The organism is Rhizobium sp. P1_E1, from assembly GCF_056406015.1.
Window position 1 is genome coordinate 1 of record NZ_JBFUAY010000133.1, and the last position, 13,387, is coordinate 13,387.

Below are 13,387 nucleotides of genomic sequence, written 5' to 3' on the forward strand. Positions count from 1 at the left end.
ATGTCATAGCCCTTGATCGCCACATGCATCAATTCCGTGTCGTGATTCCACGGGGTCGGCATCACAGTCACCGTCGCCTTGAAAGGCTGGGCGGCATTGTCAGGACCCGGCCAGTCATAGGGGAAATAATTGATCATCTCCTCGACGCGAACCGATTGCGGATCGGGTAGCGCCCCGCCGGTCAACGACCGGCGGACGAAGGCATAGGACGCGCTGTCGACATCGGCGGAAAAGGTCGAGACCGGATCCGTCGCGACGCTCTTGATCGGATTTGCCGCGGCATTGGCAAACCGCTCGCGATTGGGATCGAGCTGAATCTGGACACGCCCCTCCGCAGGCGGAGCAGGCGAGGGGGCGATGGCGGCCATCGGTTCGGCCAATTGCTGCTGGGGGGCGATGCCGGGAGCGGCCGGCGCAGAGCGTTTGGCGGCCCCAAGTGCCGTGGCGAAACCCTCCGATTTGTTCGTGAGGGTGGCGATGTTGTTGGCGTCGAATTCGGATATCCGCGCCGCGCCGGGTTTCGCGACGGCCGGTGTCTCCTTGTCCTGCAGCGCTTGCGCGTCAACGACAGATTGCTCAGCCAGGGTACCGTTTTCGGCCGGTGCTTGCGGCGCGACCGCGACCGGTTGTTTCGACGCCTCACCTCGCGAAAGGTTGCCGGCGATCTCAGTCTGGTCGACGATCGGCAATCCATTGCCGGTCAGTTCGATCGCGAGATAACCGGCGGCCGGAATGACGAGCAGCGTCGCAAGGGCTGAACCGGCGAGGAATTTCTTGTTCATGGCAGGGCTCCATATCCAGTTGATGATGGAGCTTTGACGCCAGCCTTTCGCATTTCCTTGGGGCGCCAGCGCATTATTTCCGGCGGTGTCGAAGGCCTGCATCGCAGCAGTAAGCGCGCGCGCGCGCGCCTCCGGCGTCGCTGCCGGCGGTGTGGAGTGGGAGAGCTTTTCGAGTTCCTTGTCCACGGTCATACCTCTTCCTTCCCAAGCACGGCCTTCAGCCTCTTGCGCGCCTCATGGACCTGCCAGGACACGGTCGCCTCCGAGCAGCCCATGATATCGGCAGCAGCCGAATGGCTGAGACCTTCGCCGTAAACGAGCAGCACGGCGTCGCATTGCCTCTCCGGCAAGGCGCGCACGGCCGCCCACAATTCGCTCGATATCTCGTCGTCATTTCCGCCCGGCGCATCCTGCGGTGGTTCGGCTGCGTAAGCGCGGAATGTCTGCGCCTCTCGTGCAAGCTTGCGTCTATGGTCGCGGGCGGCGTTGAGCGTCAGAGTGTAGAGCCATGTCCTGAAGCGGCTGGCGCCGCGAAAGCTGCGGATGGCCGCGCCGAGCTTGACGCAGACCTCCTGGGCGATGTCGTCGGCGTCCGTGGAACTGCCCGACCAACGCCACGCCGTCGCATGGACGAAATCATAATGGCGCGAGACCAGTTGCCCGAAGGCCTCCCGGTCGCCGCCCTGCGCTCGTTCTATGAGCTCCGCGTCCAATTCCGCACCTACCCCATGCTGCCAAGCAAGATGCTATTTCCAGATTGAGACGTTTCTCGGATGGCTTTCCTTGGGTCGATGGCCAAAAAATTATCGGGAATTTTGAGTTGGCGCGACATTCACGGGTCGCGACCAGACAGGTCGTCCCCGCCACGAAGGCGCATGATGAGGACAGAGTCGGCCAGGGACATGACCTGTCACGTCCCAAATCGCGAAAGGACCTCCATGTCCGCTCAACCACCTGCCCCCACCGAAAAGGGCATCCTGCAGTTTCTCGCGATTTGCGATGCCTTCTATCCGCCAGACGCCGTTCAAGCATCGATCGAACAGCAGCGACATTGGTACGACGCTCTCTGCGCACGCTTCGATCGCCCGCTGCCCCCGGAGATGATCTTTGCGGACGGCATGCTCCAGCGCATACCGATCCGGCGCTACCGTCCGCGGAAAATCAGCACGCGCACCATTCTGCTCTATCTTCATGGCGGTGGCTTCGTTGTCGGTTCGCTCGAGAGCCATCATGCCATCTGCGCCGAGATTGCTGATTTTGCCGGCGCGGAACTTGTTTCGGTCGATTACCGGCTAGCCCCTGAATATCGCTGGCCGGCACAGACGGATGACGGCTTTACCGTGTTGAAACATCTGCTTTCCGCCAACAGCAAGGTCGTGCTGATCGGCGACAGCGCCGGGGCCAATCTTGCGGCGGGGCTTGCGTTGCGCGCGCGCGACGAGGGCCTGTCAGGCGTCGTCGGCCAAGTCCTGATCTATCCGGTGCTCGGCGGTGACCTTACTGCAGGCTCCTATGTCGAAATGGCCGCGGCCCCCGGATTGACGACGGCGGATGTCGCCTATTATCGCGAGATCTTGCAGGCGCCAGCAGGCAACGAGATTGCCGAACCGCTGCAGGCAGCTTCGCTTGCCGGGCTGCCGCCGGCCTTCATCACGGTCGCGCATTTCGATCCGCTCCGGGACGACGGCCGGCACTATGCCGCCCGGCTCACCGCGGAGGGCGTCGAAGTCTGGTTCCGGGAGGAGCCGCAGATGGTGCACGCGTGGCTGCGCGCCCGCCACATGAGCGATGGCGCGCGGGACGGCTTCCGTGCCGTGTGCGAGGCCATAAGGCGTTTTGCGCAGACCTGACGATCACATCAGGTCACGCGCGATCCGCTTTTCCGCAAAGACCTTTTCGAAGATCTGCACATCGTCCTCGAAAGCGGTGACGACAGCGCTGATGATCCAGTCGGTCTGGGTGCAGGCAATGCGCGCGGTCGCGACTGTGCGGACGAACCAGCCGGGGCGGCGCATGTCGCAGGTCCAGGTCGACGTCCCGGTCATCGACAACGGATTATCGGGCGCAATCGACCAGACTTCCTCCCGCAATTGCCGGGTCGAGAGGCCGGTCTCAGGGTGTTCGGTGAGCCCGGTATCCTCGTGGATGTGATACTCCGTTCGGGCGGCCGAGAGATCGCGGACGACCTGCCGCTTCGTCGCGGCGGCCGCGTGCTCGATGTATTTCGGCAGCGGATCGGGATTGGCCGGTTCCTTGATGTCGATCCGCTGGTGCTCGCCGAGCATCGGCAGCCCCAGGCCGAGTGCCGCGATATCGACCTCGATGCCTTCGTCATCAGGCGGCGGCAGGATCATCGGCCAATATGCGGTGGAAAGCGAAAGGCGGATGCGATGCCCCTTGCGGAAGCGATAACCGCAGGCATCGAGCACCAGCCGGATCGACACCTTCTCGCCTGGTATCAGCGGCTTGGGATCTGCATTGCCGTCGCGGTGAGTGAGATTGACGACGCCGAAGGCGACACGCGTTGCCGTGCCATCCGGATGGACATCGACGAGCCGGGCGCAGAGATTTCCGCCCGCCGTCCGAGAGCGCAGCGCAAGCGTGAGCACAGGCCGGCCGAGATAGTCGTAATCGCCAGCAAGCGGCATCGTATCGAAGATCAGCGAGCCGGCATCGTCCGAGCGTTGATCGATCGCCATTTCGGCATCGGGCTTCAGCGTAAAATACTCACCGGATGCCGTCCCGGTGTCGAGCGGAGAGCGGAGATAGACGGGATGCTCGGGCGCGTGCGGAATCGGCATGCCTTCCGTCAGCTTGCCGAACTGCTCGACATAGAAACACTGCATCTGCGGCGGCGACCAGACGTCCCTCGCAATCCAGAAACCAGGGTCGCTGTCGCGTCGCGGGGCAGGGCGGATGGCATCGAGAATATAGGCGCGGGCCTGCGGCAAGGTGTCGATGCCGTTATCCTCGCCACGCAGCCATTTGTTCCACCAGGCGATCGCTTCGCCATGGAAATCCGTGCGCGGCTTCGGCCAGGCAAAGTGCGGATATTTGTGAACCCAGGGACCGATCAGTGCCTTCGCTTTGTGGCTCAGGCCTTCGACCGCCATCAGCGGCGTATTGCGGTAGCCGTCCGCCCAGCCGGCGATGACAAGCGCGGGAATCTCCACGCTCGAAAAATCCTCTGAGATCGAGCCGTGACGCCAGAAATCGTCGCGCCGCTGATGGGTCAGCCACTCCTCCATGAAGAAGGGTTCGCCGGCCAGGCGTTCCAGCCACATCTCCTTCCAGCGTTCGCCGACAAGTGCGGGATCGGGCGGGCGCGACTGGTAGCCGAGCATCGTTGCCGCCCATGAGAGCTGGGCGGAGAGATGGCAGCCGTTCTTGTAGTGGATGTCGTCATTGTAACGATCGACGGTCGAGGCGATCGATATGACGGCCTTCAGCGCCGGCGGTCGCAATGCTGCGACCTGCAGGCTGTTGAAGCCGCCCCAGGAGATGCCCATCATGCCGACCGAGCCGTTCGACCATGGCTGCGCGGCAATCCAGGCGATCAGCTCGCAGGCATTGGCAAGCTCGCTTTCGGTATATTCGCCGTCGATGACGCCGCCGGATTCTCCGGATCCGCGGATATCGACGCGCACACCGGCAATGCCTGCGGCCGCGAACACCGGATAGGTCGACTCATCCCTGAGGCAGGTTCCGTCCCGTTTGCGATAGGGCAGGAATTCGAAGACGGCAGGAACCGGATCTTCCTCAGCACCATCCGGCATCCAGATGCGCGCGGCAAGCCGCGTCCCATCCTTCAGGGTAATCCATTCATTCTCGATGGTTGCGAAGCCGCGCGAGGTCATGCTCATTCCTTGATGCACTTTCCGTGAGACGAGGACTCTGCCCTCGTCGAGTCAGTTACCGGCGCTCTCCATGCGACGCGTGGCAAGCACCCGTTCCAGCCAGCCGATTTCCATTTCCGGTACGGATTTCAACAGCAGATCGGTGTAGTCGTCAAAGGGCGGGGAGAGCGCCGTCGATTTCGGACCGAACCGCACCAGCTTGCCACGATGCATCACCGCCACGCTGTCGGCAATCGCCCTGACGATCGCGATGTCGTGGGTGATGAAGAGGTAGGACAGCTGTTCTTCTTCCTGCAGGCGCAGGAGAAGCTTGAGGATACCCTCCGCCACCAGCGGATCGAGCGCCGAAGTCGGCTCGTCGCAGAGGATGAGTTCGGGCTTAGCGGCAAGCGCTCTGGCGATCGCGACGCGCTKCTTCTGGCCACCTGATAGTTCGGCCGGGTAGCGGTCGACGAAACCCTTGCCCATTTCGATCTGGTCGAGCAGTTCCTTGACCCGGGCGGTTTTCTCGGCACCTCGAAGGCCATAATAAAAGGTCAGCGGGCGGCCGATGATGTCGCGGACCGTCTGCCGCGGGTTCATCGCCGTATCGGCCATCTGGTAGATCAGCTGGATACGCCTCAGGTCGTCATTCGGCCGGCTCTTAAGGCCTGGCATCAGCGGCTTTCCATCAAAGACGATGCGCCCGCTGCTCGGCGGCAACAGGCCGGTGATGACGCGCGCCAGGGTCGATTTGCCCGAGCCGGATTCGCCGACGACGGCAAGCGTCTGGCCCTTCGGCACATGCAGCGAGACATCGTGCAGCACCTTGAAGCCGTTGGAATATTCGGCACTGACATTTTCCACCTTGAGAAGTGCCGTGGACTGATCGGCCGCCTCCTCACGATAGGCCTGCCTGACGTTGACGAGGGCGCGGGTATAATCCTGTCGCGGCGCCTCGATGATCTGCTGGACGCTGCCGTATTCGACTTGCTTGCCATAACGCAGGACCATGATGTCGTCGGAGATCTGGGCGACGACAGCAAGGTCGTGGGTGATATAGAGGGCGGCCGTGTGCGTTTCCTCGATGGCATGCTTGATCGCCGCCAGCACGTCGATCTGCGTGGTGACGTCCAGTGCTGTGGTCGGCTCGTCGAAGACGATGAGTTCGGGGTTGGAGCAGAGCGCCATCGCCGTCATCGCCCGTTGCAGCTGGCCGCCGGAGACCTGGTGGGGAAAGCGCTCACCGAAGGTTTCGGGATTGGGCAGGCCGAGAACCCCGAACAGATAAAGCGCACGTTTGCGCGCCGCGTCCTTGGTCATCAAACCATGCTTGACCGAAGCTTCGATCACCTGATCGCCGAGTCTGTGCGCCGGATTGAAGGCGGCGGCGGCCGATTGCGCGACGTAGCAGACCCGCGCGCCGCGGATTTTCCGGATGCCGTTCTTGCCGAGCGTCAGGATATCGGCGCCGTCGAGCCGCACCTCACCGCCGGTGATTTCGGCGCCGCCTCGGCCATAGGCGAGTGCGGAAAGGCCGATCGTTGACTTGCCGGCGCCCGATTCGCCGATCAGGCCGAGAACCTTGCCCTTCTGCAGATCGAAGGAAACCCCGTCGACGATCGTCACCCGCCTGGGCGGTTCGCCCGGCGGATAGCTGGTTGCTTCGATCTTCAGATTGCGAACGGAAAGAAGCTCAGGCATCGCCACGCCCTCCCTTGAGGCTGGATGTGCGTTTCAGAAGCCAGTCGACGACGAGGTTGACGCAGACGGCAAGCACGGCGATCGCCGTGCCCGGYACCAGCGCCGCCGAGATGCCGAAGATGATGCCGTCCTTGTTGTCCTTGACCATGCCGCCCCAATCGGCCGCGGGCGGCTGAATGCCGAGGCCGAGGAAGGAAAGCGTCGAGAGGAACAGGATCGAGAAGGCGAAGCGCAGCCCGAACTCGGCCAGCAGCGGCGACAGGGTGTTCGGCAGGATTTCGCGGAAGATGATCCAGAGCTTGCCTTCGCCGCGCAGCTTGGCCGCCTCGACGAATTCCATCACCGCGACATCGAGTGCCACGGCGCGGCCGAGACGGTAGACGCGGGTGGAATCGAGGATCGCCATGACGAGGATCAGGACGACGATATTCTGCGGCAGGACCGCAAGAACCACCAGCGCGAAGATCAGCGTCGGGATCGACATCATGAGATCGTTGAAGCGCGAAAAGACCGTGTCGATGATGCCGCGCGAGACGGCAGCGGTGAAGCTCAGGATAATGCCGAGCGAGAAGGAGATGACGGTGGCGGCCGACGAGACCAGCAGCGTCGTGCGCGCGCCATAGATCAGGCGCGAGAGGATGTCGCGGCCGAGATTGTCGAGGCCGAAGATGTATTGATTATCCGGCAGCTGCCAGACGTCGCCGACGACCTGCGTCTCGCCATAGGGGGCGAGCCAGGGGGCGAAGAGCGCGAAGATGAAGGCGATGGCGATACCGGCCATGCCGATCCAGGCGGTGATGGGGATGTTTCTCAATCTCATCGCGGATGCCTCAGCCGGGGATTGGCGATAATCGCGAGGATATCGGCCGTCATATTGAGGAAGATGTAGACAGCCGCGAAGATCAGGCCGCAGGCCTGTACCACGGGCATGTCGCGCACGGTGACCGCATCGACCATATATTGCCCCATGYCGGGATAGACGAAGACCACTTCGACAACGACGACGCCGACCACCAGATAGGCAAGGTTCAGCGCGATGACATTGATGATTGGCGCGAGCGCATTGGGGGCGGCATGCTTGACGATCGCGCGGAAGGCGCTAAGGCCCTTCAGCTCTGCGGTCTCCATGTAGGCGGAGGACATGACTGAGAGGATCGCCGCTCGCGTCATGCGCATCATGTGCGCGAGCACGACGAGCACGAGGGTCGCCGTCGGCAGCGCGATCGCCTTCAATCGTTCGATGAACCCCATGCTGTCATAGACGGTCGCTGGAAAGGTCGCCATGCCAAGGTTCACCGCGAAGACGAGGATCAGCAGGTAGCCGATGAAGAATTCCGGCAGTGAGATCGCCGCAAGCGAGATCACGTTGATGATCTTATCCGGCAGGCGGTTGCGGAAATGCACTGACAGCATGCCGAGGCCGACCGCGAGCGGCACGGATATCACCGCTGCGAAACCCGCCAGGAAAAGCGAATTGCCGAGGCGCTTGCCGATCTGTTCGCTCACCGAATTCTTGCTGGCCCAGGAGGTGCCGAAGTCGCCCTGAACGGCGTTGCCGAGCCATTCGACGTAGCGCGTCGTGATTGGACGATTCAGCCCGAGATCCTCTCGAATATTGGCAACGGCCTGCGGTGTCGCCGACTGACCGAGATAGGTGGTGGCAAAATCGCCGGGCAGGGCTTCCAGACCGCCGAAGATCAGGATGGAAACGGCAAAAAGCAGGACGAGGCTGAGCACGAAGCGCTCGAGGATAAGGGCAAGCAGCGGAAAGCGCTGCCGGAACCCGAGGCCGGGCAAGATGCTTGGGGCAGGATTGGTCATGGCGAGGACCTCGCGCTAGAACGTCGGGAGGACCGCGGGGTTTCATCCCACGGTCCAGGCTTCGTTGGAGATCGGAGGGGCAAACGCCCCCTTGCCATCAGGCGTCCAGCCAGACGCGGGTCGCGACGTAGCCGTTCGACATGTCGTTGCCGATGTCGTGGACATAGCCCTTCACCTGCTTGGTGGAGGCGTTCACGAAGTCGTTGAACATCGGCAGGATCACCCCGCCCTCGTCGCGCACCGTCATCGCCATGGTGCGATACATGTCCTTGCGCTTGGCTTCATCAAGTTCGGAGCGGGCCTGCAGCAGCAGCTTGTCGAAGTCAGGACGCTTGAACTTGGTGTCGTTCCAGTCCGCTGTCGAGAGATAGGCGGTGGAATACATCTGATCCTGCGTCGGACGGCCCCCCCAATAAGAGGTCGAGAAGGGCTGGACGTTCCAGACGTTGGTCCAGTAGCCGTCGCCCGGCTCGCGCTTGACCTCGATTTCGATGCCGGCCTTTTTGCAGCTTTCCTGATAGAGAACGGCCGCGTCGACGGCGCCGGGGAAGGCGACTTCGGAGGTGCGCAGAAGGACCGAGCCGCTATGGCCCGACTTCTTGTAGTGGAACGCCGCCTTGTCAGGATCGTAGGCGCGCTGCTCGATGCCTTCGGGGAACAGCGCATAGGTGCTGTTGATCGGGAAGTCGTTGCCGACCTTGCCGTAGCCGCCGAGGATCTTCTGCACCATGGTCTCGCGGTCCATGGCGTATTTGAGGGCCAGGCGCAGGTCGTTGTTGTCGAACGGCGCCTTGTCGCAATGCATGATGAAGACGTAGTGGCCGCGGCCGGCAGTCGAGAGGATCTCGACATTCGGCGCGCGCTTCAGCAGGTTGACGGTCTTCGGGTCGACGCGGTTGATGTAGTGCACCTGGCCGGACGACAATGCCGCGATGCGGGCGGTGGCGTCGTTCATGCCGATGATCTCGATCGAATCGACATAACCCCGGTCGGAGCGCCAGTCGTCCTTATTCTTTTCGAAAGTTGCGCGGACGCCGGGCTCGAAGCTCGTCATCTTGTAGGGGCCGGTGCCGATCGAGGCGAGCGGATCATCGACGCCGCCATTCGGCTGAATGACCAGATGGTAGTCGGACAGCAATAGCGGCATGTCGGCATTGCCTTCGCTGAGGGTCAGCACGAGATTGCCGCCGTCGGCCTTGATCTCCTTGATCGAGCCGAGAACACCGAGCGCGCCGGATTCCGACTTCGCATCCGTGTGGCGCTTCAGCGTCGCAACAACGTCGTCGATCGTCAGTTCCTTGCCATCGTGGAACTTGACGCCCTTGCGGATCTTGAAGGTCCAGGTGACAGCGTCCTTCGACGGCTCCCAGGATTCGGCAAGCGAGGGCACGGCGGCACCCGTCAGCGGATCGGACTCGACCAGCATGTCGCCCCAGCAGCGGCCGATGCAGAACATGACCTGCGATAGGAATTTTGCCGGATCCTTCGAATCGGTGGCTGCACCTCCTTCGAGGCCGAGCTTCAAGTGGCCACCGCGTTTCGGTTCGGCGGCTTCGGCGCTTTCGGTGAAGAGCTTGTCGGCGACGGCAAGTGTGATGCCGGCCGCCATGGCGCGTCCCATGAATTCGCGGCGGCTGAGCCCGCCGGCGGTGACAYGGCTTGCGAGATATTTCGTGTAGTCGTTCATTCCCCAGTTCCTTCTTTATGGTGCGTTGACAGAACTTCCGGGCAGGTCCGCAGACGGTTCCTCTCCATCTCCGGTGCCCGCATCATGCGGGAAAACAGTGCGGTTGCTGCCGCGCGGTTATTTTCCTTTCCAAATGGGGCTTCGCTTCTCGGCGAAGGCCCGTGCGCCTTCCAATTGGTCTTCGCTCGAATAGAGCCTGTCGACGGTCGCAAACTGCCGCTTGGTGATCTTGTTCATGGCAGTCTGGAACGTCGAACCCTCCGCTTCGCGCACGATTTCCTTGATGGCCGCATAGACGAGCGGCGGCCCGCTCTCGAGCAGCCTAGCAAGCTCCCATGCTCTCTCCATCAGCCTGTCGGCCGGCAGGACCTCGTTGACGAAACCCCAGCGATGCGCCTCGTGAACGTCGAGCCAGCGACCGGTCAAAAGCATGTCCATGGCGATGTGGTAAGGAATGCGCTTCGGCAGCTTGATCGAAGCTGCATCGGCAACCGTGCCCGAACGGATTTCCGGCAGGGCGAAGGTCGCGTGCTCGGCGGCGATGATCAGGTCGGCAGAAAGCGCAATCTCCAATCCACCGCCGCAACAGATGCCGTTGACCGCACAAATGACGGGCTTGTTGAGGTCGCGCAGCTCCTGCAGCCCGCCGAAGCCGCCCACACCGTAGTCCYCGTCGACCGCATCACCTGATGCCGCGGCCTTGAGATCCCAGCCGGCACAGAAAAACTTCTCGCCGGCGCCCGAGACGATGGCGACGCGCAATGTCGGATCGTCGCGGAAATCCCGGAAGATCAACCCCAGGGCACGGCTGGTCGCAAGGTCGATGGCATTCGCCTTCGGCCGGTCGATGACGACTTCGAGTACTCCACCGTCATGTCGTGTGCGAATGTGGTCGCTCAACCTTTACTACCTCCTCCGCCGTACCAGGGCATCGACTACGACAACACCATGCCCTTCGGGAAGAACCATCAATGGATTAATGTCGAGTTCCTCCAGGGATGCCGCATTCTTTACGACATAATCTGCCGTTGCTGAGACAGCACCGACCACGGCTTCGAGATCGCCTTTTGGCCGCCCGCGATAGCCATAGATCAATTTTGCAAGTTTGAGACGCGAAATTGCCGCGTGAATGTCGGTTTTCGTCGCCGGAAGGGGCAGAACGACGGAATCTTCAAGCAATTCTACGAAGATTCCGCCCGCTCCCAAGGTGAGCGACAATCCGAAGACAGGGTCGCGGATGGCGCCGACAATGAGCTCGGCGACCGGTGAAACGATCATTTTCTCGACGAGATAACCGGCATTCGGCGGCATGGCCGCCGCCGCATTCGAGACCGCTTGCATATACTTTAGGTTGAGTGCGACCGCCCCAGCCTCGGTCTTGTGTGCAATGCCGAGCGCTTTGAGCACGACAGGAAAACCGAGCCGCTCAGCCTGCTCGGCCGCTTGACCGGGAGAGGAGGCCACCAGCCCTTGCGGAACCGGAAGGCCGAAGGCGGCAAGCTCGGCCTTCGCATCGGCCTCCGTCAGCGTCTCGATCTCGCCATCGATAGAGGACACATCGAGCAGCGGCAGGGGCGGCGGGCGATTCCACGCCTGGCCGATGCCGGCGGCGACTTCCGCAGCCGTGATGGCTTCGTCGATACCGCAGAAGGCAATGATGCCATTTGCCATCAGCCGATCGGCGATYGGCTCCGGCATGTTTTCCGGAAGGGTTGCCAGAAGGCCGGCCAGTGCACCGGTTGCGGCGGCAGCCGTCATGACCGCGTCTGCCGTCATCGCCCATTCGGATGCATCGCAGCGGTCACCGCGGGGGAAGTCGAGGACGACGAGATTGAGGGCATAGCCGCCGTCGAACATGGCGCTGAAGGCTTCGGTCTGGCGTGCGAGATCCCCCCACACGAAGGTGTGGTAATCGAGCGGATTGGAAAGCGTCACCATCTCGCCCAGCACCCGCCGCAGCCGTGGCAATTGTTGCGGCTGCAACGCTGGGAATTCCACATTGCGACCGACGGCGGCATCCGCCATCAGCGAGGCTTCGCCCCCCGAACAGCTCATCGACGAGATCGAATGGCTGGCGAGCGGTCCGGCGACATGCAGCAGCTTCAGGGTTTCGAGCAGCGCCGGCAAGGTCTGGACACGGCCAAGGCCGAGGCGGGCGAGCACGGCGTCGGCGACCGCATCGCTGCCGGCAAGCGAGGCTGTATGCGACACCGCCGCGCGTTTTGCCTGCTCGGACCTGCCGACCTTCAGCACGACGACCGGCTTCCTCGACCGCCGGGCCATGGTGGCCAGACGTTCGAGTGCAGAGAGATCGCCGAAACCTTCGACATGAAGGCCGACCGCCGTGACGCGCGGGTCGTCGATCAGTGCGCAGGCGACATCGGCAAGCGATGTCTGCGCCTGATTGCCGGCAGTGACCACATAGGCGATCGGCACGCCGCGGGTCTGCATGGTCAGGTTGATAGCGATGTTGGAGGATTGCGTGAGGATGGCGACGCCACGTTCGATACGCTGCATGCCATGCTGATCGGGCCAGAGCAGCGCACCGTCGAGACCGTTGATCAGCCCGTAGCAATTCGGCCCGAGGATCGGCATGTCGCCAGCCGCCTCCAGCAAGGCCTGCTGCAGCGCGGCACCGTCGCCGAGTTCACCTGTCGCCTCGCTGAAACCCGATGCATAACAGACCGCCCCGCCGGCACCGGCCTCAGAAAGGCTGCGGACAATCTCGACGGTCAGCGTCCTGTTGACGCCAACGAAGGCGGCGTCAGGCGCCTGGGGAAGATCGGATACGGAGCGATAGCAGGGCCGCCCGAGCACCTCTTCGAGCTTCGGATGGACAGGCCAGATCTCGCCCGCAAAACCCATGCGATCGCACTGCTCGATCACCCTGCGCGCCTCGCGGCCGCCAAAGACGGCGATCGTTTGCGGTCTGAGCAGGCGGTCGAGCGGGCGAGGCGTCATCGGCTCACGCTCCCAAGGGTCTAAGCAGGTCGCGGCTGATGATATGCCGCTGGATTTCAGAGGTGCCGTCCCAGATGCGCTCGACGCGCGCATCGCGCCAGAAGCGGGCGAGCGGCAGGTCGTCCATCAGGCCCATGCCGCCGAAGATCTGGATCGCCTCATCGGTGACGCGGGCCAACATTTCGGAGGAGTAAAGCTTGGCCGAGGCGATCTGCCGGTCTGCGGAGAGCCCGGCATCGAGCCGCCAGGCGGCGGCGAGCGTCAGCCAGTCGGCCGCGTCGATCTCGGTTATCATATCGGCGAGCTTGAACGACACGCCCTGATTGGCGCCGATCGGCTTGCCGAACTGTTTGCGCTCGGCGGCGTAGGGCAGCGTCATGTCGAAGACGCGCCGTGCCCGGCCGACGCAGGTGGCGGCAACCGTCAACCGTGTGCCGTAGAGCCATTGATTGGCGATATCGAAGCCGCGATGCACCTCGCCAAGTACCTGGCTCGCCGGAATCCGGCAATCTTCGAAGCTGAGCGTTGAGTTGTGGTAGCCGCGATGCGAAACGGAATCGTAGCCTTTGAGGATTTCGAAGCCCGGCGTGCCGCGA

Annotated in this window: 11 protein-coding genes; 1 reads left to right on the forward strand and 10 read right to left on the reverse strand. The window is 62.7% G+C overall.

The window, feature by feature from the left end; genetic code table 11:
• Positions 1-974: von Willebrand factor type A domain-containing protein (locus tag AC1D1Z_RS27765; RefSeq protein WP_477852209.1), on the reverse strand; the 974-nt coding region annotated here is incomplete at its 3' end.
• The gene (locus tag AC1D1Z_RS27770; RefSeq protein WP_028732399.1) at positions 971-1,495 is read right to left on the reverse strand and encodes an RNA polymerase sigma factor; all 525 of its coding nucleotides are present in this window, start codon (positions 1,493-1,495) and stop codon (positions 971-973) included. The genes AC1D1Z_RS27770 and AC1D1Z_RS27765, both read right to left, overlap by 4 nt.
• Positions 1,496-1,720: 225 nt before the next feature.
• On the opposite strand from AC1D1Z_RS27770, the gene AC1D1Z_RS27775 reads away from it, so the two are divergent.
• Complete coding sequence (locus AC1D1Z_RS27775) at positions 1,721-2,632, forward strand: alpha/beta hydrolase (RefSeq protein WP_131646988.1); 912 nt, start codon at positions 1,721-1,723, stop codon at positions 2,630-2,632.
• Positions 2,633-2,635: 3 nt separating this feature from the next.
• Here AC1D1Z_RS27775 and AC1D1Z_RS27780 read toward each other — a convergent pair whose 3' ends face one another.
• The 8 genes from AC1D1Z_RS27780 to AC1D1Z_RS27815 form a co-directional block, all read right to left on the reverse strand.
• Positions 2,636-4,639, reverse strand: coding sequence for a CocE/NonD family hydrolase (locus AC1D1Z_RS27780; protein ID WP_131646989.1), 2,004 nt, complete (start codon positions 4,637-4,639; stop codon positions 2,636-2,638).
• Positions 4,640-4,690: 51 nt separating this feature from the next.
• Positions 4,691-6,322: an ABC transporter ATP-binding protein gene (locus tag AC1D1Z_RS27785; protein WP_477852212.1), complete on the reverse strand. Its 1,632-nt coding sequence runs from the start codon at positions 6,320-6,322 to the stop codon at positions 4,691-4,693.
• A complete protein-coding gene (locus AC1D1Z_RS27790; protein ID WP_131646991.1) occupies positions 6,315-7,142 on the reverse strand; it encodes an ABC transporter permease in 828 nt (275 codons plus the stop codon). The genes AC1D1Z_RS27785 and AC1D1Z_RS27790 overlap by 8 nt, the downstream gene beginning before the upstream one ends.
• Positions 7,139-8,143, reverse strand: coding sequence for an ABC transporter permease (locus AC1D1Z_RS27795; protein WP_477852214.1), 1,005 nt, complete (start codon positions 8,141-8,143; stop codon positions 7,139-7,141). Before AC1D1Z_RS27795 ends, AC1D1Z_RS27790 begins: the two co-directional genes overlap by 4 nt.
• Positions 8,144-8,240: 97 nt before the next feature.
• A complete protein-coding gene (locus AC1D1Z_RS27800) occupies positions 8,241-9,830 on the reverse strand; it encodes an ABC transporter substrate-binding protein (protein WP_477852215.1) in 1,590 nt (529 codons plus the stop codon).
• Between the two features lie 117 nt (positions 9,831-9,947).
• Positions 9,948-10,730, reverse strand: coding sequence for a carnitinyl-CoA dehydratase (locus AC1D1Z_RS27805; protein WP_477852216.1), 783 nt, complete (start codon positions 10,728-10,730; stop codon positions 9,948-9,950).
• Positions 10,731-10,736: 6 nt separating this feature from the next.
• A complete protein-coding gene (locus AC1D1Z_RS27810; protein ID WP_131646994.1) occupies positions 10,737-12,791 on the reverse strand; it encodes an acetate--CoA ligase family protein in 2,055 nt (684 codons plus the stop codon).
• 4 nt (positions 12,792-12,795) lie between these two features.
• On the reverse strand, positions 12,796-13,387 hold a 592-nt coding region (locus AC1D1Z_RS27815), incomplete at its 5' end, for an acyl-CoA dehydrogenase family protein (protein WP_477852217.1).